We start from the raw sequence: 23198 nt of genomic DNA on the forward strand, positions 1-23198 counted from the left end.
TTTGTGCATACCCCCATGCGAAATGTGTGTCTTGGCATTTGCGCGAACAGGAATAAAGGAGCGTTCAACAGTGATGGCAGGGGTGCTTTTCGTTCAGGAAAGCAATCCCCGCTTTTTCAGATTTTGATGATCCTGGAGATCGAAAATGGGTTTGCCGGATGTGATCGGCTTGGTGGGCGCGTTCTTTTACCTTCTGGGCTATGCGCTGATTCAATTGCGTATTTTTTCCGTCGATGATCCGGTCATTCCGTTGCTGAATGTTTTGGGCGGGGTCGCGCTGATCTATTCGCTTGCCTGGAATTTCAACCTCGGCTCCTTCATCTCACAGGTTGCCTGGCTGATAATCACCGTTATCGGATACATCCGTTTCCGCATGGTTGCGCGTCGCCGCGTCGCTCTTCCGCAGGAATGATATGTTTAACAGATCCGATCATCTTTATGTGATTGGATCTGTTCCATTGCTTGCTATCAGCCAGTCGGACACTTCCCGCACGATTTTGCGCTGGTGACGATCAGCTGGTCGCATGAGATAGAAATAGGCGTCCGACCGCATCATGTGGCTGTGCGCCGGGACCAATGTTCCGCTCGCAAGCTGCTCCTTGATAAGCCAAGTCCAGCCAAGCGTGATACCGATGCCCTGCGTTGCGGCGGCAACACAAAGACCATAGTCACCGAGCCGCCATTCCAGTGCACCGGCTGGACGAGAAAGTCTGGCATCATGCCACCATTCCGGCCAACCCTGCCACTCGCGCATTGTATCTTCGATGGCGAGCAGAACCGGTGCCTCCTGTTCCATGATGCCGGGCACGCCTGGCGCTGAGACGGGTACGACTTCCTCCCGGCCCAGCACGGTCAGATTGACCCCGATAGGCCGCTCCTTGCGATAGAATAGCGCAAGATCAAACTCGTCCAGGCGCAGATGTGCCACGTCATCCGTTACACGCAACCGGATTTCGATTCCGGGAATTTCCGCCTTCAGCCTGCCTATTCGCGATAGGAACCACTGGTCGGCAATCCCGCGTGAACAGGCGATCGTGATTTGTCGCGGCCCAATCCATGCCCGCAAGCCGTCTGTGACAGCGCTCAGATCGCCCAGAAGTCGGCTTACCTCCGAGGCATAGCTCTCCCCGATAGCAGTCAACTGCACGCCGACAGGCAGACGATTGAACAGTTTCGAGCCTATGAAGGCTTCCAGCTTGCCAATCTGCCGACTGACGGCGCTTTGGGTGAGGCCGAGCTCCAAACCTGCGCGAGAGAAACTCCCGAGCCGAGCCGCACTGTCGAAAACTACCAGCGCGTTGAGCGGCGGCATGGATTGACGACCGACTGCCAAAGTTTATTTCTCCCGTTTCTCAGAAGGCATGCATCTTTTTATGGTTTAGGTTTTCTGTATCGGGTCCTTGTCAGTCAAGCCCCTCCGATGGATTATCTCGTCACGGATTTTTTGCCGATGAATGCGAGTTCTAGAAATCCAATAGAAGTCAGTCGAACTTACGCGAAAAGCGAATAGTGTCACCCACTTCTTCAATCTGCCTGGAATGATTGAAAGCCGGAATGGTTTTCAGACTAAAGGTCGATCCAATTTTACTTGGCTAGTTTTACTTGGCTAGTTTGATTTGGCTAATTTGGTTTGGAAAGTAACCTAAGAAAAAAGCCGCCCCCGATGAGGGATGCGAGCAACCCGGCAGACATGGGCCACGGATAAGCGAGATTGCGCCCAAGCCAATCCGCAAAAACGAGCAGCAATGCGCCGAGCAGAGCGCTGGCGAGCAGGCGCATCGTCACGCTTCTGAACCCGAGCAGGGCAGCAAAATGCGGCACCATAAGACCGATGAAACTGACAGGCCCAATGGTGATCGTTGCCGCTGTTGTTCCAACACCTGCAAGAGCAAGAAGGATCGCGCGGCTTGACGAGACTTTGAGGCCAACAGCGCGCGCTGTCACATCGCCCAACGGAAAGAGGTCGAGTGGGCGCCTGAAAAGAAGAGCCGCAAGCAGAACGATAATCGCGCAGATGCAAACCAAAGCCGCGTCATTCCAGCCGATATTGCCCATTGAACCGGAAAACCAGTTCAGGAGGCCAGCCACACGCGGATTGCCGCTGGCAAGAAGCAGGATCATCAGCGCGTGGAACATGCTTCCCAAGCCTACGCCGACAAGAAGAACACGCTCTGGCTGGAACGCCATACGCCAGCCGATCCCGGCAATGGCGCTGAGCACCACCAAAGCGCCAATGGAGGCCACAACAAGCTTGGAAAAGCCACCCGCATCGCCAATGAAGAGCACTGCGATTGCAAGCCCGAAGCCCGCGCCATAACCAATGCCAAGCAAGTCGGGACTGGCCATCGGGTTTCGGAGCGTACCCTGTAGAACAAGGCCCGCAACCGCAAGACATATGCCTGCGCCGGCCGCCGTAAAAATACGTGGCACACGCCACCATGTTACGGCCTCTGGTGCGCCAAGGCTCCAGCCTTCAGGTGTTTTCGACACCAGCGCCGATATGATCATGCAAAGGGCAAGAGCGCATGAAAGCGCTAAAAGCAGGTGCAGCGGTTTCTTGATCTGCTCTCTCGCCGGGGTGATTGCCTGCGTTGAAGGCACAGCAGGCAGACGAACGCGGCTTGCCAGAATGACAAGAATTGGTCCTGTGAAAAGGCCTGCAGCGGCACCCGCGGGAATGTTGCCGACGAAAGGCGCTATGGCCCGCAGCAGCTGATCGATACCGACCAGCAGCAACGCACCAAGCAAGGCCGACCATAAGAGCCTGCGCCCATCCTGTCCGGGCGCAAAAGTGCGTGCAAGATTTGGTGCGGCAAGTCCGATCATACCAATCAGTCCAAGACTGCTGGTGATAACCGCAGCCATCGCCGCTGCGGCAGCAAGCAGAACCAGCCGCATCATTGCTGGCGAAATACCGAGTCCCTTTGCCTGATTATCGCCAAGCGAAAGAAGATTGAGCGGCCGTTGCAGGATGAAGATAAGCGCTGCAAGCGGCAGGAGACGCGGGAGAAGATAAAGGCAGACTTCCCAGCCACCTTGCTGCAGGGAACCTGCCTGCCAGGTCAGCAGGTTGATGAGGTAATCATGATTGAAGAGTACGAGCAGGCTGAAGATTGCATTGCAATAAAGCCCGACCATCAAGCCGGCCAGCACGACAGTTGTCGATGAAAACCGTCCGCGAGAGGCGATAAACAGCGAAAGGCTGAGTGCCAGTCCAGCACCGATGAGCGCGATGGCTTCGTTGCCCGCCATCCATAGGCCGGGTGCGAAAACCAGCGTGAAAGCCAGTGCAATCTGCGCGCCGGAGGCAACACCAAGAAGTCCGGGTTCAGCCAGCGGATTGCGCAGAACGGTTTGAAACACTGCGCCGCCAAGCCCGAGCGCACCACCCACAAGCAGGCCAACCGCAAGACGCGGCAGAAAGCTGTAATAACCGATCACATGGCGTGGATCGTCCAGATTGGGAGCTGCCACGATGCGCAGCCATTCCGAAGGCGCAGCAATGCTGAAAAAGCCCTGAACAATGAGCAACAATACAAATGCGACCGACAAACCCAGCATTGCCCAGCGCAGCGGGGAAGCTCGCGTGCGGCCGTGGGTTACTTCAACGCTGCTCACGCCATGTTCTCCAATGCCGAGGCGATGAGATCCGCCAGATGGGCCGCAGAAGGTACACCGCCAAAAGGATGGAATTGATTGAGCCATGCCACGCGCCCGTCGCGCACTGGTCGGAGCAATTTCCACATCGTGTTCTGTTGTAAGGAGCGTTCGGTCTGAACCCGCTGCGAAGGAATATCCACGACGAGAAACGCCGCATCAGCGCTTTCCATCAGCCGATCAAGTCCGACACGCGCCATGCCGGTTCCATTGACCGGGCCTTCCCAGACATTGGAAAGTCCGAGTTTTCGCAACACGGCATCGGGAAGCGTGCCTTCGCCATACATGGTCATTTCACGCCCGCCGATATCAGGCAGCATGATACCCACCGCATAATCATGCTTCGAGACAGTCTCGCGCGCCTTTGCAAAACGGCTTTCCGCGTCCTCAACCACAGAAGACGGCACGGAAGGCGAAACACCGCATAAGTCCGCGACGCGGTTCAGTATCTCGATCGCCAGCCGGTATCGTTCGACATTCGGCGTTGTGATGCTCGGCACCAGCTCGACACGCGCAACATCCGCGATGCGCGGCGTCATCACGAGATTATAGTCCGTTGCGATCACAAAATCGGGCTTCAGCGCTGCAAGGGCTTCAAGATTGATCTCCCAGAACGGCCCGACATCAACGACCGTTTCCGGTAAAACCGGTGCCGCCATGCGCTGACGATAGAACGCTGTATCGGAAAGCCCTACGGGAACAATACCGAATGAAAGCATGGCTTCTGCCGCTGCCCAGTCGATCGCCACCACACGTGGAGGAGATGCGGCGGCGGCTCTGAAACCAAAGCCAGAAAGCCCCGCGCAAAGCGCGAGGCCCGAACCGAACATTATCTGGCGACGTGTCAGCAAAACGCTCGCCTCAGAAACTGACCTTCACACGGCCTATGACCGAGCGGCGATCGCCTTCGTAGCAGCTGAACGCATCCTCGCAGGTGGTGAAATACTTCTTGTCAAACAGGTTTGTGGCATTCACCTGGAAGGTCATGTCCTTGTACTTGTAGCTCACACCGGCATCGACGAGTGTTCGGCCATCGACCTTGATCGTATTGGCTTTGTCGCCATAGCTTGCACCCACATAACGCACGCCGCTACCAAGGCTGAGGCCTTCAAGCATGCCGCTGTTGAACGTGTAATTGAGCCATGCCGAAGCCTGGTGTTCCGGCACCATCGTCACCTGCTTGCCGATAAACGCCGCAGCATCTTCGGTGATTTCCGCCTTGGTATAGGTGTAGGAACCGACGAAATCCCAGCCATAGCTCAGATCGACCTTGCCTTCGAGTTCCAGCCCGCGCGAATGCACCTCGCCCGTCGCCTGTGGCCCATCGATATAGCTGTAGGAAACGACATTCGATTTCACGATGTCGAACCACGCCAGCGTGAACAGCGCGTCGATTTCCTTTGGCTGATATTTTACGCCGACTTCCCACTGACGGCCTTCCGACGGATCGAAAGTGTTGCCGCTGTTATCCGCGCCGAGATTGGGCACAAAGGATTCCGAATAGCTGACATAGGGCGCGATGCCCCATGGCGTCACATAGGTGATACCCGCGCGACCGCTGAATTTCCCAATGCTCTGATCTGTATCACTGGAATCGAGACGATTATGGCTGTTGAGGTCCAGCCAGTCATAGCGCCCGCCCAAAGTGACAATCCAGTTGTCGTTGAACTTGATCTGATCCTGCGCATAAAGCCCGGTCTGATTGTATTTCTGGCGATAGCTTTGCGTTACCGTCGTCGGAACAGAAATCGGAATACCATAAGACGGATTGAACGGGTTCAGCGTTGGGGCCGGATCACGATACTGCGTCACATCGGAATCCGAATAGGAGTAATCAAGGCCGAACAGTGCCTGATGGGAGATGTTGCCGGTTTCAAATTCCGCAATGGCCTGATTGTCGACCACCAGCCCGCTCATATTCTCATCGAAGCGACGCGCCTGACGCGTGATCCCGGTCGGCCCGAGCCCAAGCGCCAGCACATTGTCGAGCAGGAAGCTGACCTGTCCGTAGCGAAGGTTCTGCTTCACCGTCCAGGTGTCGTTGATATGATGTTCAAACTCATAGCCGATGCTGCCCTGCTTCTGGACGCTGCGGTTGAAATCAGGATCACCAACCAGAATATTGGGGTAATTCGGATAAAGGCTGCTGATCGTCGCAGGCAGCACGCTGCCGCCACTATCGTCGCGCAGCAACTGGCCCGAAACCGTCAACGACGTATCCGCATCGGGTGCCCAGGTGAGCGAAGGCGCGATCATGTAGCGATCGTCCTTGACCTCGTCGCCATTGGAATATTCGAACTGCGTGTTGCCCTTGCGAACCACGCCGACCAGACGATAGAGCAGTGTCTTGTCTTCATTGACCGGCCCGGTCAGGTCGACGCCAATCTGCTTGCGATTGAAACTGCCATATTCGACCGATGCTTCATGCGAAGCTTCAGCCTGCGGCTTCTTGGTAACGCGATTGACCAGACCGCCAGCATCGCTCTGTCCGTAAAGCGACGAAACAGGACCACGCAGCACTTCGATGGAATCCAGTTCGTACGGATCGGTACGGAAGAAGGTGTAGGAATTGGAGAGCTGACGCAGGCCGTTCTGATAGGAACTGGTCGACTGCGCGTTGAAACCGCGCATGAAAATCCAGTCATAGCCTTTTGGGTCCGGACCGTAGGTTTCAATGCTTACGCCGGGGACATAACGCAGCATTTCCGTGACGCTTTGCGCATTCTGCATCTCGATCTGCTTGCGGCTGACAACAGATACTGACTGCGGCACCTCGATAAGCGGCGTATTGGTCTTGGTGGCTCCGCCAGAGCTTTCAACGACAACGCTCCTCGACGTGTCGCTGCCACTATTGCCTTCAACGGTAATCGTATCGAGGAGCAAAGACCCATCAGGAGCAACCGCGCCAGCATCGACTGATTGCTGCGCCGATATCGTGACGGTATTGCCGCGCAAACTATATGTGAGGCCAGAACCGGAGAGAATCCGGCCTAGTGCTTCCGAACGTGTCAGCGAACCTTGTGCACCGCCGGAGTTCTTGCCGCGCACAATATTTGCGTCAAAGAACAGCTGAACGCCGGTTTTGTTTGAGTATTGCACCAGCGCTTTGGACAACGGCTGTGCTGCAATATCAAACGACGTGCGCTGCGCCTGGCTGTTGGCAGCGGCTTGCGCCCAAACCGTACTTGGCGCGAATGCCGCGACCGCAACCAGCGCACTTGCCGCGAGCAGATGCGCTGACAGCCCGGTTTTAAGAAGAGCCTGAGAACCTTGGCCACGACCAGTCTGAGTTCGGCTCTTCATATCGACGCGCATAGTTTAATCCCCGATGTCTGATGCCCCTGCTTTTGGCAGGATTTTCCTGTTACTTCATGGCTGCCACGCAGCCCCTCAGAGGATTAGACACCTCGGAAACGCGATCTAATGATCGGTAGCTTAAAAAAATTTGATTTTTTTAATCCAGTTATTATCGCCGTGTAACGACGGTCACCCAGCCGGAACCGTTCAGGACCCTGACCGGCAAGGTTTCGGCAATGGTTGCAAGAGCCGCTTCGGCATCACGCGTATCAAAAATTGCCGTAACCGGCATATTGCCGATTTCTGTGTCGGTGAGGAAAATCCTGCCGCGACGATAGCGTTCCAGCTCGCTCAGTACTCGGCTGAGCGGAACGTCCTCAAAGATAATCCTGTCATTGCGCCAGGCTTCAACCGTCTGCTGGTCGGCCCGTTGCGGCAAAGCCGCTTCATCACCGCTATAAGTTATCTGCCAGCCCTCATCAAGGCGCACCGGATCGCTTTGACCAAAAGCCACTGAAACTGCATGCTCAACCACTGAAACAGTGACCGCCCGATCGATCAGTTTCACGTCAAAAGCAGTCCCGAGCGCGGTGATCGTGCCGCCATTGGCGCTAACCACAAAGGGGCGCGACGGATCGGAGGCGACCTGAAAGAACCCCTGCCCTTCATGGAGCACAAGGTTGCGCCCGTTGCCCGAAAAATCGAGGGAAAGCGCCGAATAGCTGCCAAGCTCGACAGTGCTTCCATCGGCAAGCGTAAAGCTGCGACGTTCACCGACACCCGTTTGATAAGTCGCAAACAGACCGGGACGCGACAAGAGATAAGCGCCAGGCAGAAAAACGAGAGCGGTAAGGCCACCCAGAACAACGCCGCGCCGGCCCACACGACCGTCCGATTTATGGCCCGATTGGCGGAAGCGGTCATATTCAGGCTTCACGGCATCGAAGCGTTGCCACAGCGTCTGCGCACGCTCATAGGCCACTCGATGCGCAGGGTCAGATGCAATCCAGGCTGAAAACGCACGCCGGTCATCGGCGCTGACGGTTTTGTCCTGTAACAGCACAAACCATTCCAGCGCCTTCATGTAAACCGGATCGGTTTCAAACTCCTTCATGGGCGTCTTGATGTTCCCGCTTATAATTACTCTGAAAGCCGCCTGTCGAGTTCAGCCAGCGCTGACACGATCTGCGTTATAACCGTATTTCGGGAAATTCCCATACGCTCGGCAACTTCGTCATAACTCAACCCCTCGATCCGGTTGAGAACAAAGGCTTCGCGCCGACGCGGCGGAAGCTGCGCAACGGATTGTAAAAGACGATGAAGCTCGCTGCGATAAAGCACCGTCATTTCCGGCGATGGTCTCGCATCGGCAAAGCGCTCGGGCTCATCGACCTCGATTTCGACATCCGCCCTGCGGCGGGCATCGCGTAAGTGATTGAGCGCGAGATTGCGCGCTGTGCGCTTTACATAAGCAGGACCTGGCGCCTGTGCCGTATCTTCATAGCGGGAAAGCAGGTTCAGGAAGGCTTGCTGAACGACATCTTCAGCCGTGGCGGTATTTCCGACAATACGACGCACAAAAGCCCGCAGACTGATCTGCTCGCTTTCATAGAGTTCTGCCAGATCCCACAACCGGGAAGTCATTTGTTCGCGTGCTCCGAACTAAACATATGCTCCAGCATCTGCGGACGAACAGACACTCATTCACGCCATAAAGGTCCGGAAAATATCGCGCAATCACAATGATTTAGAAGAATTCCAGGCAGAGAAAACAAACATGTATCAAATACTCATCTTTTATCGTTTTAAAACATTGGCTTCGGCAGGGACCTCGCGCCCGCTTTCATTGGAAACAAGAGGGCGGCGCCGGAAACTTTGTTGTCCGGATGTACCTAAAATATCACATCATTTGCAGATCAATGAGCCGGCATCGCGATGATATAATGATGCTTCCATCCTCAAGCCGGTTGGGGCATTCTCGGCAAGCTGGTGAGAAGTTTTCTCGTATAGGCATGCTGCGGATCGGCCAGAATATCCCGCGTATTGCCCTGCTCCACAATCCGGCCTTTTTCCAGAACGATCAACCGCTCGCACAACAGCGCGACCAGCGCAATGTCGTGCGACACCACCACGAAAGTGGTTTGCTCTGAAAGAGACCGCATGAGATCGATAATGCGGGCGCGCGTCGTCAGATCAAGCGCGCTGACCACCTCGTCGGCGATGACGAGCTCGGGTTTAGAGACAATTGCCCGAGCGATGGCTATACGCTGGCGCTGGCCACCTGAAAACTCGTGCGGATAGCGGCGGGCGGCATCCGCTGGCAAATCGACGGAATCGAGCGCCTGCGCAACTGCCTGCGCAATATCGGTCTCGATTTTCAAAGATCGCAGCGGCTCGGCAATGATGTCGAAGACACGCTGGCGCGGATCGAGCGATGAATAGGGATCTTGAAACACCGCCTGCACCGAACGGCGAAAATCTCGCATGAAACCGCGATTGCCAATATCCAGAGGCTTGCCGCGAAACGAAACGTTCCCCGAAGATGGGCGCTGCAGTCCAAGCAGCAGTTTCAACATGGTCGTTTTGCCGGAACCGGACTCACCGACAATGCCCAGATTGCTTCCGGTCTCAAGTTTCAGATCGACATCATGCAAAACCGTCTTACCGCCGGCATAGGCAAAGGAAACGCCCGAAAGGTCCATCAAAGTCATCGCGCAACCTCCAGAGCGGCATCGAACGCCCGTGCAGCGGCCACGAGCCCCTGCGTATAGGGCTGCTGCGGATCGGTGAAAAGCGCCGCAACCGGCCCTTCTTCTATAAGTTTTCCGTGTCGCAGGACCAGCGCGCGTTCGGTGACGGCCGCAACCACCGGCAAATCGTGACTGATGAACAGAAGCCCCATTCCCCCGTCCCGCACCAGTTGCTCCAGCAGCTTCAAAATCTCGGCCTGCGTGGTGACATCGAGCGCCGTCGTCGGCTCGTCCGCGATCAAAAGCTTGGGGCGACAGGCGAGAGCCATTGCGATAGCCGCACGCTGGCGTTGACCACCCGATATTTCATGGGGCCAGGATCGGGCAATGCGCTCCGGGTCTGGCAGGGATACGCGTTCCAGAAGTGAGTGGACCTCAGCACTGACTTCAGTTTTCCCGGTTCGGTGACCATCCCGAAGCGCACGGCGACGGACGACCAAACCGACTTGTTTGCCAATCCGCATCAGCGGGTCGAGCGCCGTCATCGGTTCCTGAAAAACCGTTGCAATGCTCTGCCCGCGCAATGGCACCAGCTCACGGTCTCGCGCCCCTATCACTTGGTGGCCGTCGAGCGTGATCGATCCGCTTGCCCGCATGCCGTCCGGCAACAGTCCCATGATAGCAAGAGCCGTCAACGACTTGCCTGAACCGGATTCACCGATCAGACCGACCCGTTCACCCTGTCCAACCGATAGCGAGACGCCGGAAACCAGAGACCTGCCTGCCGTTTCTATCTGGAGGTTCTCCACATTCAGCAAAATGCTCAACGTTGTCTCCTCCGTGTTGGGTCGGCCACGTCACGCAGCCCGTCGGCAAACAGATTGAGCCCGATCACCAATGAGACAAGCGCCAGACCGGGTGCTATGGCACCGAACGGCGCCGTATAAACCGACGCTTGCGCCTCCTGCAGAAGCCGTCCCCAGGATGAATTGGGCGGTGGAGCGCCAAGACCAAGATAGGAAAGCGATGCTTCCGCGATCACCGCCAGACCGAACTGAAGCGCAAAATTGACAATCAGCGTCGGCCAGATGTTCGGCAGCACATGGATGCGGACCAACCCGAGCCGTGATGTGCCGGAAATGCGCGATGCCGTAATGTAATCCATCGCCAGAACCCGCTTTGCGAGGATGCGGGTCAGACGTGCCACGATGGCCGATCCGGCGATACCGATGGCCACGATGGCGGTCGTCAGGCTTGCACCGTCGCTGGAAGCCACGATCAACATGGCCAGCAACAGGGTTGGGAAGGCAATGAGAATATCGAGCGTTGCCGCCAGCACGTCATCAAGCGTCTGCGTTGCAAACGCCGCAAGCACACCCAGCGTGACGCCAATCACTGCGCTGAGCGCGATGGCTCCACAGCCGACGATAAGCGCAATGCGCGAACCGATCATGATTTGTGTCATCAAATCGCGTCCCAGACGATCCGTACCGGCCCAATGCAGCCAGGACGGAGCCTCCAGTCGTCCACCGACCATTTCGCCGGCACCGTAAGGTGTCCAGACCAGCGAGAGAAGAGCGACAGCCAGATGCAACCCCAGCAGCAATCCACCCACAATAAGGGGCCATGGCAGTCGGTAAGCCGGCTTTTCATCCCTGACGGCAGGCGTCATATCAGCAGGCTCCGTCATGCACGACCTCCCGCAGACCGCTGGCGCAAGCGCGGGTCGATCAGTCGTTGCAGGAGATCTGCGGCAAAGCCGACCAGCAGCACCAGAAGCGTCGATACAAACAGAACACCCTGAACATTGGGATAGTCGCGCTGCTCTATGCCGAGCAGAAGCATCGAACCGAGACCCGGCAACGAGAAGACACGTTCGACCACCACAGCACCAAGCAAAGTCGAGGCAAGCTCGATACCGAGGATCGAGATCACCGGCACCGCGCCGTTGCGAATACCGTGACGGACAAGAGCCTGCGAGAATGTCGCGCCAAGCGCCCGTGCGGTACGAAGATAGTCGCTGCCAAGCACGTCCTGCGTGGCCGAACGGACATAACGGATCAACGATGCCGACATGACGATGGCAATGGTTGTGACCGGCAATACCAGCGATTGAAAAGCAGCCGGCGCCGACTGCCATCCTCGTGATGGGAACCCACCCGAAGGAAACAACCGCAGCTTAACTGCAAAAAACCAGACCAGCAGAATGCCTATCCAGAACACCGGCACGGCGATGCCGAGCTGGGAGATGACGGATATCACCGTTCCATACCAGCGGTTCTGGCGCACGACCGACAGAATGCCGAGTGGCACCGCGATCATGATCGCAACGACGAATGCCATCAGCGTCAAGGGCACGGTCACAATCAACCGCTTGCCGATTTCGGCAAGAACCGGTGCTCCACTCACAAAGGAATTACCAAGATCGAAGCGCAGGAGGCTACCGATAAAACGCAGAAACTGCTCGTAGAGAGGCAGGTCCGAACCGACCTGCTTGCGCGCGGCCTCGATCTGCGCCGCATCCGCGCCGACAGAAACAAGCGCATTTGCGGGATCGCCCGGCAGAAGGCGCAACAGCAGAAACAACACGATCGATGCGATGAAAACCGACAGAACCAATATGGCTGAACGGCGTATGATATAGGCGAAAATAGCGTTTACCTCTCCGATGTCAGGGCAGCGCTCGGACCCTCATGCAAATGCGACAACGCCGCCGGAAATTAATTCAGGCGGCGCAGTCTGTCGAGCTGATGTTCTCGATATCGACAGGCGGTTATTATTCCGCTTTCACAATGTCATAGGCGGAAAACTGGGAGTTCAGGCCGTTGATCGGGTAGCCGCTCACTGATTTTTTCGAAACAACGATCTGCGGATAGAGGTAGAACCAGTTGCTGGCCGCATCTTCGGCAATGATCTTGTTCGCCTCGGTCAGCTTGGCCGTCTGTTCATCCGTCGTAGCACTTGCTTCCGCTTCCTTGATGAGCTCGACAACCTTCGGATTGTTATAACCCCAATAGAAATCGGGATTGCCATAGAACACGATATCGCGATGGTTCACATGCTCCTGCAAGGTGGCCTGGAATTCGTGTGCCTTATAGACCTTCGTGTACCACTCATTGGCAGTGATGACGTTGATCTTGACGGTTACGCCGACCTTGGCCAGCTCGCTCTGGATGAACTGCGCGGCAATCGGGTGTGGATCGTAATTCGGCGTATCGATAGTGAAGGTGAAGCCATCCGGGTAACCAGCTTCCTTGAGAAGTTCCTTGGCACTTTCAGGATCATAGGCGTCGACTTTGGTGAGATCGACATACCACGGATCGGTCGGCGGTACGAATGAGCCGATCAGCGTGCCATAATCGCCCCACACAGCCTTCAAAAGCTTCTGGTCGTCGATTGCACGGGCGAGCGCCTTGCGCACTTTGACATTGTCGAATGGCGCAATACGGTCGTTATAGGCCAGCAGTAGCTTGGTGGTCGACTGCCCTTCGCTGACGGTGAAATCGGGATTGTCCTTGAACTGGGCTAGTGAATCCGGGCTTTGAACCGACGTGATGATATCAACCGAACCGGTCAGCAAAGCATTGTTCAGCGCGCTTGCATCGGTGAAATACTGGAAGACCACCTCGCCGTTTTTCGGCTTGGCGCCCCAATATTTATCGAAGCGCTTCATCGACAGGGACGACCCACGACGCCAGTCTTCCAGCTCGTAAGGTCCGGTTCCGTCTTCCTTCGACTGCAGATCCTTCGCTTCGTCGTTCACCACCCATACATAGCTTAGATTGTACGGCAGCGAGATTGAGCGCGAAGACAGCTTGACGATAACGGTTTCATCATCCGGAGTCTCAACGGCCGAAATAGTCTTGAGGCTGCTTTTGCGTGAGCTCTTCGATTCCGGCGCGGCAACGCGCTCGATGGAGAATTTGACGTCCTTGGAAGTCAACGGCGCTCCAGAGTGAAAAGTCACGCCCGGCTGCAGCTTGAACGTATATGTCAGCCCGTCGTCGCTGACGCTGTAATCCTTCGACAGGACCGGCTCGACCTTGCCGTCATCAGCAAGCCGGAACAGGGCCTCATAGACATTGCCGTTGAAGGCTTCGTTGATGCCCTGCCCCGCACCGGCGGTATTGTCGAGGTTTTGCGGTTCGTAGAGCGAGCCGATATTGATTGTCGCGTCCGGGTCGCTTTCCTGCGCCAACGCCTGGCTGAACGATCCGATACCGAGCGTCACGGCCAATGCCGCGCTCAAGCTCCAGTAAGCCAATCCAGATTTGCGATCACGAATGTTGAAGCCGCCCATATTATTCTCCTGCGTGGAAAGCGCCCTATCAGGCTCTCCGTTAGCAACGCTTATACCGCGACCGCGAGAGCATCGGTAAGCGGTGGCACCATGAGATAGCGAGAATTATTAGAAATTTATTCCATAAAGAGTCAATCTATTGGACAAACCATCCGGACTGCAGCACAAGCCGTCCGATATAAGGCGCACTGACAAAGCATAACCTCAAGAGATCAGCCATGACTTATATGGATCGGAACCGCGTACAGGATCTGCTCACTGCAGAAGGACTGGATGCACTGGTGCTTTTTCAGCCGGAAAACTTTCGCTATGCCACCGGAATTGCTGCGGGCGTGGCGACAATGTGGGGGCGCGCCGGTTCGGCCATAGCGCTGGTTCCAGCGGATGCCTCGACACGTGCTGGCGCCATTGTCAGCGATCAGGCGCTGACAGCAGCACGCGCAACGGCTGATGAGATCGACTTCCGCTCGCATCGAATCTGGATCGACGCCGTCGCGGTTCGCGACGCCCACTCGATAGAAGACCTCAACGCTGCCTATCGCAACAGTGGTAATATCGGTCCCCGCCCGGAAACCTTCGACCAGAAAGCAGCCTTTCAACTGCTTGCAGATATGATTGCCGAACGTGGCCTCGCTCAAGCCAGCCTCGGCGTCGACCTTGAATTCATGCCTGTGGCTGATTTTGTGCTGTTGAAAGAAATTCTGCCTTTTGCCCAATGGCGCGATGCTTCCAGCATCGTAAGGCGGTTGCGCCTGATAAAGAGCCCCCGCGAGATTGAATATCTACGCAATGCCGCCCGTTATGCGGAAAGCGGGTTGCAGAATATGGCGACTGCGGCGCGGTCGGGCTCCACAGCCGCCGAGCTTTCCGATGCCTGGCTGACCGGAGCGACCAATGCTGCCAAAGCAAACGGCCAGAGCCTGTCCGGCCATTGGGCCTATATTTCGGTCGGGCCGAACCTTCAAAACCCTGCCGCACAACTGGCGCAAGGCGACCTCATCAAGGCCGATGTCGGCACGCTTGTGAATGGTTATTCTTCGGATGGCGCACGCACCTTCGTCTATGGCAAGCCTGCTCCTCTTGCTGAGCAGATTTACAAAGCGCTCCAGGAGACCTTTCAAGCCGGAACAGCCCTGCTGAAACCCGGCAACACATTCGGTCAGGTTCACGAAGCGATGCTCTCCACCATGCGTCGTCATGGCTTCAGCGAATATTATCGCGGGCATTTCGGGCACTCGGTCGGCTCGGCGCTCGGGATCGAGGAATGGCCTTTCATCTCGCATGGCAACGACATGGCCATCAAACCGAACATGGTGCTGGCCGTGGAGGCGCCGTTTTACGCAAACGGACTAGGAGCCCTGATGATCGAAGAACAATTCCTCATTACCGCCGATGGCGTTGAGACCATGAACGTTCTTTCACAAGAGCTTGTCTCGATAGGCTGAATAGAGCGAGGTAGTTGCTGCCCCCGCTCAAACTCTTTCAATATCGAGATTATACTCCCCATCGCTTTGATGGCGGTGCATTTTTCTTTTAATCTTTCCAGAGTGCGAGAATGAGACTCCCATATCGTTGATGGAGATAGGGAGTCTCATGCTGCGAAGGTTATCGTCGAAGCCAGCACCTACCACTTCACCTTGAAGCCAACACTCCCCTTGACGGCATAGCTGTTGGCGAAGTGATTGAGGGAAGTGTTGATAGAGCCGTCGCCGTAGACAGCATACTTGTTGTCTGCCCAGGCATAGGTGCCGCCAGCGCCGATCCCAGCCCAGGTCCGGTCATTGTCGGTTTCGAAGTCGATGCCGGACACGTTGACCGTCGTCCCGCCAAGGAATGCCTGATAGACATTGGCAATGCCATAGACGCTGGTATTGACCATCAGTTCATCATTGCCTTTCCAGTCCGAGCGATAATCCGCTGCGAGGCCCAGGCGTCCCAAAAGACTGTCACCATCATGCAAACTGACGCGACTGCCCCATGTATCGCTGAATTCATCTGCATCAATGGATGACCACATCAGCTGTGCTTGCGGCGTGAGTGCCCAGCTGCCCTGCATCGGGATACGCTGCCCGGCTTCGATGCTCAGTGCATAGCCAGTCGCCTTGCGTCCATCGGCAAGGCCGGTATTGGCGGTCCAGGAGTTGAGGTCGTTGTCGAACCACGTCACCTGACCCTGACCGTCAACATAGAAGCCGTTATTGCCGTACCAGGTCGCGGTCGCTCCAAGGCTCCATGCATCCGTGCTGATATCACCATCGCCATGGAAGGAAGAGACATCGCCGCGGGCATGGCCGTATTGTCCGGTGATGCCGCCAATCAGCTTGCCATTCTCGCCCTCATAGAACTGGCCATCGACACCGGCCTGCATGATGACAGTATTGATATCCTGCTTCATCTGCGACGTTGACGTGTCTGGCTCAAGACGATTGTGCCCGCCTTCGACGCGTGCCCAGACACCATATTCATTCACCGTTGCGCCGTTGTCTGAACCATTGCCGTTCTCACCAGTCCAGTAACGACTGCCGACACGCTGCTGGAGGGTGGGCAATTTGTTGAGAGCCAGCATGTTTTGAACGTAGCCCTCGTAAACAGGAACACCAGCGCTGTAACGGGGTCTCGGGTTGGAGCCGGAATTGGGTCCTTCGACATGGCTGACGAGATACCAGTCACCGTCCGCTGGCGTCCTCTTGCTGCCCTGCTGCAATGTGTAGGCATAAGCGCCGCCGACAACTGCCTGCTGACCATCCTTGGTCTTGTAGCTGTTTGCCAGCGAGAAAGAGCCATTCGATGAGCCTGACACATCGACGACCTTGATGCCGTTGACAGTCTGTGCGCCGGAACCACCTGCATTGTTCACATATAGCTTTGTCGACCCCGATGTATCACCATCGACCTTCAGCATGTCGGTTTTGGAATCATCGCCACCCAGAACCGTATTGACGGTCATCATGCCGCCATTGCCGGTGTAATTGCCAGCAATGTTGAGCACGGTTCCGCCTGTTCCGCCGAAATTGACGTTCCCGGTGTTGCCAAGGCTGGCAAGCGAAGTGGAGTAACCACCAAGATCAAGTGTGCCGTTGCTGGCAACTTCATAGCCCGAAGATGATGCGTTGAAAGCGCCTTGTGCGCCCTGTTTCAAAGTGCCGCCGGAAACCACCGTCTGGCCTGTGTAACTATTGACGCCAGCCAATGTGAGTGTGCCGGAACCAGTTTTGGTCAAAGCGCCGGAGCCATCGACCACACCGGAGAACAGCGTATCGAAACTCTGGTCAAGGGTGAGATTGCCGCCGCCCATAGCGACATCGCCCGCACCGGCAAGACCACCTGTCGTCGTATTGAAATTCGCGAGATCGACCTTCGCACCTTCATTGACGGTCAACAGACCTGAACCGAAAGCATGATCGGCAGTTCCAGCTTGAACAGTCCCTTTCTCAATGGTCAGGCCACCGGTAAAATTGTTATTGCCGGACAACACCAAAGTGCCATCGCCTTGCTTGCGAAGATACCCATTGCCCGACAACTGTTGCGTAACGGTGAACGTGTTGCCAGCATCCGCGATATCAAGCCCGCCGCCATGCTCACCCAAATTCAGCGACCGGGTGGTGGAGGTGAAGCTCGTACCTGTCACCTGCAGCGTGCCGCCATCAAGTGTCAGACCGCCAGCAGCAGCACCAAGGCTCGCATCCGAAGAAACGGAAAGCACACCATCGGCAATGGTAAAACCTTGAGTAAAATTGCCTGTTCCGGTCAGTGTCCAGGTACCGGAACCGTCTTTGCGATTGGATTGAAATCCTTGATACTGCGTACCAATCAAAGATACGTCGAAACTGCCGTCATCTGAACCGCCAAGCACAAAGGTATTTCCCTGTGTGCCACCTGCCACCACAACGTTTCCTGTGATGGACGAGCCATCATGGATCTCAAATGTGTTATTGCTACCGAGAACATCGACTGCATTGGCGTCGGCCCCGCCTGCGGAAATTGTGCCTTCATTGACAATATGTGAGTTCGATCCGACCCGGACACCGGAACCCGAAACTCCAACTGTGCTGTGTTGAGAAGCGGGGCCACCCACACCACCGTTGATCTGTCCGCGGTTTACAAGCCTACCTTGACTGACATAGACGCCACTACCGCCGCTACCACCAGAGGAACCGGGCCAATAATCGCTGTAGCTATATGAAACGGCACCACCATCGCCTCCTTTTACAGAGCCCTGATTGATAAGCACCCCGCCTTGAACGACGATACCGTCTCCCCCAGCGCCACCGCCAGCCTTCACCGAGCCTTTAACGCTTCCTCCATTGCCGCCATCGCCTCCGACAACCGTTGTCGCATTTGATGTCATCAGGGTTGCGCCACGCAATAGTACACCGGCGCCGCCACCACCACCTGCTCCGTTAGCAGTGCCATAAATACCGGCGCCACCATTGCCTCCGGTTCCTCCCGCAATCGTCGAATTGGCTGCAAGCGAGAAGGAGCCACTACCCGAGAGAAACAGACCAGCGCCACCACCACCGCCGCCCGAAGCCTGACTATCAATACCCTGACTGCCGGCCCCGCCAATTATATATACAGTATCCATTCCAAGAGCCGTCTGGCCGACACTCCCTCCTGCGCCACCCGCATAAATCTGATCGTTAATAATAGCGAAGGCACCGTCTCCACCAACGCCATCCATTGATGGATCCCCGCCCAGAGTATTGGTGGCGCCTATACTACCGCCAGCTCCCCCGCCTCCATAGCCGTTGCCTCGACCACCAGTGGCCGTTATGACATTCGATGTATCGTCCGCAAAATTTGTCGTTCCCGCCCCTCCGGCATTCCCCGGCAGATCGTCGGCGTGAGCGATACTGACACCGCCAATGAGAGGCGTAACCGTCAGTGGAAACACAACGGAAATGGTCAGAGCCAAATATGATGTACTATTTAAGAAGAAAGTATATAATTTGCTCATAATATTTCCAGAGAAAATAATTGATTTTCTATCAATGTATATGAATTAAATCCGCCATTCCAATAAAAAACAATTCTATTATAAAACTTAAATTACTAATAATTATATCAATTATATTGAATAAATAAATTGAAATGGAATCGATATAATCATAAATATTGCGATTGAATCGGTATATTCTCACTGGAGACAAGTTCTACCAACACGTTCCTTGCGTTCCGCTCAAGCAGCTGTGATCGGTTATCGTCGCTGAGGCCGTCGTGCCGCCTGTCTTAGACAAACAGCATCTATTCAATCCATTCCGGCGCGAGCAGGAAGGTCGCCCGACGATGCGACTACTGGCAAACGTCTCGTTACAAAATTGAAGAACCGGAAGCGTTGGAAGCCGAAAATGCCCGGCTCAAACTCCTTTTAAAGGAGCTGAGAAACCAACCTCGGAGAATTGTAGTGGCCATCGCCAACTTCTTTTCGAAGACGATGGCCGGGCGTAGTGTCCTGATCTTTCAGCTTACCAACGGATTTCGTCGCCATTATAGGACAGGAAGGCCCCGGTTTTGGGAGAACCGGCGATTACCGCTTTCAATCCACACGCGCTGTTCTCCGCATTCACGACTGCTCCTTCACCGCCCATATCCGTCTTTACCCAGCCGGGGTGAAGTGCAATCACCTTTATGCCTTCGGCCCGAAGATCCAAGGCCAGTTGGGCGGTCGCCATGTTCAATCCGGCTTTGGAGCACCGATAGGCATAGTCGTCGTCGTCATCGTCCAGCAGACCCTCTGAGATCGAGCCGGCCCGGCTGCTGATATTGGCAATCATCGGCTCCGTGCCACGCGCCAGGCAGTTCCGCAATGCGCGCGCTACCAGAACAGGGCCGAGCATATTTGTCCTGACGACTGCCATGAAATCATCCGGATCGAGCGGCGCAAGGCCAACAATGCGACTGCGAACAGCCGCATTGTTGATGACAAGGTCCAGAGAACGCATGGCCAGACGATCACCAAGCGCTGCCACCGAAACCGGGTCAGCCGTATCGAGCGTCTGAAACTCGATACCGGCGGCGCATGGCGTCTCAGGCGGGCGGCGACCGCAGGCGACCACACGCCAGCCATCCTTGGCATATTGCCGTGCCAGTTCGCGGCCAAGACCGCGCGTGGCTCCGGTAATGAGGACGGTCCTGTGCCCGTTGTCAGCCAATCGCCGCGCTCCTCGTTTCAATATTTCCGTCCTGCCGTGCAATGAGGGCGTAGACCTCGCCGGAATATTTGACGCGACGCTCCTGGGTTTTGAAATCGATATGAGTAATGCCGAACGGTGTCGTGTAACCAAAGGCCCATTCAAAATTGTCTGTCAGTGTCCAGGCGAAGTAACCCCTCACCGGCACGCCCTCATCAATGGCTTTGGCCACCTGCTCCAGATGATCGACATAATATTTCGCTCGCAGATCGTCCCAGACATGCCCGTCCGGCCCCACATCTTCCGGCCGCGTTGCCACGCCGCTTTCGGAAATATAGATTTCCTTTGGCGCATAGCCGTCATTTACATAATGAAGAATGTCATAGATGCAGCGCGGCCAGACTTCATAACCAACTGCGGAATAGGTGCCTTCCGGCTGTACGCGACGATAGTTGAGCGGCGGCAGTTCGTCACCTGCCGCGATCACAGACCGGCGATAGATGTTAACGCCCAGATAATCGAGCGGCTCCGCAATCGTCTTGTTGTCTTCCGGATGGATGGGCGGCAGGAGATCGCCGTAAAGCTCCAACATGTCCTGCGGATAGGCGCCCTTGAAAACGGCATCTAGGAACCAGCGGTTCTGTGCACCATCGAAACGTTTCGCTGCCGCAACGTCGCGCGGATCGTCGCTGGCCGGTTCCGCCACGTTGAGATCGAACACAATGCCAACGGAGACATCCGCGCGTTCTGCACGAATGGCCTGAACAGCCTTGCCGTGGCCAAGCAGTGCATGATGGCTTGACGTGACCCCGCCCTTTACGCCGTCAGCCAAGCCCGGCGCATCTTCGGCGCTGGCATGGCCTGACCAGCAGAAGGTCCATGGTTCATTGAGCGTCGTCCACTTCTTGACACGATCACCGAAACTGCGAACGGCAACCGAGGCATATTCGGCCAGCGCATCCGCAGTCTCCCGAACATACCAGCCGCCCTTGTCCTGCAAGACCTGCGGCAGATCCCAATGATAGAGCGTCGCATAGGGTTCGATGCCCGCCTCCAGCAGATCGTCTATGAGGCGGTCGTAAAAGCCTATTCCCTTGGAATTGACCGCACCGTACCCCCCCGGCAAAATCCGGGTCCAGGCGAGGGAAAAGCGATAGGCTTTGAGGTCCATCGCTTTCAGCACCGCAATATCCTCGCGCCAGCGATGGTAGTGATCGCAAGCAACGTCACCGCTGGACTGGTCGATGATGGCGCCCGGCTTTTTGCAGAACCGGTCCCAGATGCTCTCGCTCTTGCCGTCTTCATAAGGGGCGCCTTCGATCTGATAGGCCGAGGTCGCGGCACCAAAGGCAAAGTCATTCGGAAAGACCAGTCCGGAGGCGCGCTGCTGCAGGTCTTGGCGGGCTTTAACGATGTTTGTTGGCATCATATTTTCTCTCGATTGTGCTGACGAGACTGGCCGCAGCCAGCGTGAGGAGGATGTAGAAGATCGCAGCCGAATTATACGGCGCGAACGGCAGGAAGCTTGCTGACTGGAACTCGCGCATGCGCTGCGTGATATCCCGAATGGACAGGATCGACAGAAGCGACGTGTCCTTGAGAATAGCGATCAGCTCGTTGCCGAGCGGCGGAATGATGATACGGAAAGCCTGCGGCAGGATCACCAGACGGGCAGTCTGCCAGCCGTTGAGACCAAGGCTGCGCGCCGCCTCGATTTGTCCCCGCGGAATGGCGTTGATGCCAGAGCGGAAAATTTCCGCCAGATAGGCCGAGTAGGCCAGCGCCATCGCCGCCACACCGCGAGCCATATTCGGCGGATCGATCACGCCCTGCGTGGCGTCCTTCAGTGCGCCACTCAAGGGCAGGCCGACATAGAGTACGATGACGAGCATGGGAATGCCCCGGATCGTATCCACGATGAATTCTGAGCCGATGGAGAGAGGATGACGGCGATGGATATGACCGCAAGCCGTCAGCAATCCGAGCGCAATGGCCAGAACGACGAAGGCAATGCCCGCCGACTTGTCGCGGTCGTTCAACGCTTCCGTCTGCCACAGGACAGGCACGTTCGCCGGGACTGAAGCCGCCGGAAGCAGAACCGCGCTGACATCCGCCTTCTTGCCAAGGGCGGCGAGCGCTTCAGGCGGACCGCGAAATGTGCGCAATGGCACTTCGTTTTCGGGACCATCGGGAAACTGGCCGTATCGCACCGTACCGATCATGCTCGATGGCGTGCCGGTTACCACGCCGATCTTGCCATCGAGGGTGCCGGCGAGCGTATAGGCCTGGCGCGGCTGAAACAGAAACCAGGCAGCCATGCAGGCCATCAGCAACGTCAGGCCGATGAAGATAAAGTCTCCCCGGCTGCTATATTGAAGCTTTTGCAGGCCAACCCAAAGTAGGGCCAGAAGCGCGGCAATGATATAAGCCGAAATGGCAGCCCGAATGGTCGTTGCAACCCCGGCGGCGAATGCCACATGCGCTGCAAAGAGGACAAGAAATAATCCAAGCCCGTTGATCGTTGCCAGCAGGATGAAACCCGCCTTGCGCGATCCCGACAATCCGTTCCCGGATCGCCCCGTCAGGCTCAGGAGCAGACCCAGAACGGTCGCACCGAGATAGCTCAACAGGATGATGAACCCGTACCGATCCGTCGCTAGTGCCGCGGCCTCGGTAAGTCGCCGCGGTGTGACGCCTTTCACCACGAGATCGGACGTGAACGGATCGACCCCATTGGCCACAACCGAGTGCAGATAGGGATACACAACAGGTGTTGCCACGAGCGCGGCAGCCGACAGGAGATTGAGCACCGCGCAAGGAATCCCCCAGCGCGTATTGTTCCTGCACATGAACAACATCGTGGCAAGACCGGAGGCAAAGGCTGCGCAAAGCAGCACAAAACCCGGCACGAAAGCTGATGATCCCGGCTCGACGCCCAGGATAGCCAGAAGCGAACGCTGGTAGTCGTTTGAACTGGCAAAGAGATAGACGACAAATGGCAGTGCGGCGAGCACGATCATGTTGCTCGGACGCAAGCGCATCAAAAAATACATTTGAACCGTCTCCCGACCCTCTGGATGCGATGTTCCAGAGGCGTTGCGTGTGGGCCAAGGCCAACGGAGT

General features: G+C 56.3%; 17 protein-coding genes. 2 read left to right on the forward strand and 15 right to left on the reverse strand.

Features of this window, described 5'->3' with window-relative positions; all coding sequences use genetic code 11:
• Window positions 1-145: 145 nt before the first annotated feature.
• Window positions 146-412: a CBU_0592 family membrane protein gene (locus FG152_RS15550; RefSeq protein ID WP_010660511.1), complete on the forward strand. Its 267-nt coding sequence runs from the start codon at window positions 146-148 to the stop codon at window positions 410-412.
• Window positions 413-436: 24 nt separating this feature from the next.
• Here the strand turns inward: FG152_RS15550 and FG152_RS15555 are convergent, their stop codons facing one another.
• The 11 genes from FG152_RS15555 to FG152_RS15605 form a co-directional block, all read right to left on the reverse strand.
• Entirely contained in the window at window positions 437-1333 is an 897-nt protein-coding gene (locus FG152_RS15555) for a LysR family transcriptional regulator (RefSeq protein WP_010660512.1), read from the reverse strand.
• A 287-nt stretch (window positions 1334-1620) separates the two neighbouring features.
• Window positions 1621-3618, reverse strand: a complete 1998-nt coding sequence (gene fhuB, locus FG152_RS15560) for a Fe(3+)-hydroxamate ABC transporter permease FhuB (RefSeq protein WP_010660513.1) — start codon at window positions 3616-3618, stop codon at window positions 1621-1623.
• Window positions 3615-4508 (reverse strand): ABC transporter substrate-binding protein, encoded by an 894-nt coding sequence (locus FG152_RS15565; RefSeq protein WP_226622698.1) that lies wholly within the window; start codon window positions 4506-4508, stop codon window positions 3615-3617. Before FG152_RS15565 ends, fhuB begins: the two co-directional genes overlap by 4 nt.
• A 10-nt stretch (window positions 4509-4518) precedes the next feature.
• Window positions 4519-6972 (reverse strand): TonB-dependent siderophore receptor, encoded by a 2454-nt coding sequence (locus FG152_RS15570; protein WP_010660515.1) that lies wholly within the window; start codon window positions 6970-6972, stop codon window positions 4519-4521.
• 151 nt (window positions 6973-7123) lie between these two features.
• Window positions 7124-8068 carry a FecR family protein gene (locus FG152_RS15575; protein ID WP_010660516.1) on the reverse strand — a complete coding sequence of 315 codons (945 nt, stop codon included), beginning with the start codon at window positions 8066-8068 and terminating at the stop codon, window positions 7124-7126.
• Window positions 8069-8094: 26 nt separating this feature from the next.
• Window positions 8095-8598: an RNA polymerase sigma factor gene (locus FG152_RS15580; protein WP_010660517.1), complete on the reverse strand. Its 504-nt coding sequence runs from the start codon at window positions 8596-8598 to the stop codon at window positions 8095-8097.
• Window positions 8599-8912: 314 nt separating this feature from the next.
• Entirely contained in the window at window positions 8913-9665 is a 753-nt protein-coding gene (locus tag FG152_RS15585) for an ABC transporter ATP-binding protein (RefSeq protein ID WP_010660518.1), read from the reverse strand.
• Window positions 9662-10471, reverse strand: a complete 810-nt coding sequence (locus FG152_RS15590) for an ATP-binding cassette domain-containing protein (RefSeq protein ID WP_010660519.1) — start codon at window positions 10469-10471, stop codon at window positions 9662-9664. The genes FG152_RS15585 and FG152_RS15590 overlap by 4 nt, the downstream gene beginning before the upstream one ends.
• Window positions 10468-11334, reverse strand: coding sequence for an ABC transporter permease (locus FG152_RS15595; RefSeq protein WP_010660520.1), 867 nt, complete (start codon window positions 11332-11334; stop codon window positions 10468-10470). The genes FG152_RS15590 and FG152_RS15595 overlap by 4 nt, the downstream gene beginning before the upstream one ends.
• A complete protein-coding gene (locus FG152_RS15600; protein WP_010660521.1) occupies window positions 11331-12263 on the reverse strand; it encodes an ABC transporter permease in 933 nt (310 codons plus the stop codon). The genes FG152_RS15595 and FG152_RS15600 overlap by 4 nt, the downstream gene beginning before the upstream one ends.
• A gap of 157 nt (window positions 12264-12420) precedes the next feature.
• A complete protein-coding gene (locus FG152_RS15605; RefSeq protein ID WP_105529155.1) occupies window positions 12421-13944 on the reverse strand; it encodes an ABC transporter substrate-binding protein in 1524 nt (507 codons plus the stop codon).
• 218 nt (window positions 13945-14162) lie between these two features.
• On the opposite strand from FG152_RS15605, the gene FG152_RS15610 reads away from it, so the two are divergent.
• Window positions 14163-15389 (forward strand): M24 family metallopeptidase, encoded by a 1227-nt coding sequence (locus FG152_RS15610; protein WP_010660523.1) that lies wholly within the window; start codon window positions 14163-14165, stop codon window positions 15387-15389.
• A 179-nt stretch (window positions 15390-15568) separates the two neighbouring features.
• Here the strand turns inward: FG152_RS15610 and FG152_RS15615 are convergent, their stop codons facing one another.
• The 4 genes from FG152_RS15615 to FG152_RS15630 all read right to left on the reverse strand — a co-directional run bounded on the left by FG152_RS15615 (window position 15569) and on the right by FG152_RS15630 (window position 23128).
• On the reverse strand, window positions 15569-18901 hold the full coding sequence (locus tag FG152_RS15615) for an autotransporter family protein (RefSeq protein WP_036563834.1): 3333 nt from the start codon (window positions 18899-18901) through the stop codon (window positions 15569-15571).
• 508 nt (window positions 18902-19409) lie between these two features.
• Window positions 19410-20096, reverse strand: coding sequence for an SDR family oxidoreductase (locus tag FG152_RS15620; protein WP_010660525.1), 687 nt, complete (start codon window positions 20094-20096; stop codon window positions 19410-19412).
• Window positions 20089-21504, reverse strand: a complete 1416-nt coding sequence (locus FG152_RS15625) for a GH1 family beta-glucosidase (protein WP_235691806.1) — start codon at window positions 21502-21504, stop codon at window positions 20089-20091. Before FG152_RS15625 ends, FG152_RS15620 begins: the two co-directional genes overlap by 8 nt.
• Entirely contained in the window at window positions 21482-23128 is a 1647-nt protein-coding gene (locus FG152_RS15630; RefSeq protein WP_010660527.1) for an amino acid ABC transporter permease, read from the reverse strand. Before FG152_RS15630 ends, FG152_RS15625 begins: the two co-directional genes overlap by 23 nt.
• Window positions 23129-23198 lie beyond the last annotated feature (70 nt).

Source organism: Ochrobactrum sp. XJ1, from assembly GCF_024701725.1.
GTDB lineage: Bacteria > Pseudomonadota > Alphaproteobacteria > Rhizobiales > Rhizobiaceae > Brucella > Brucella anthropi.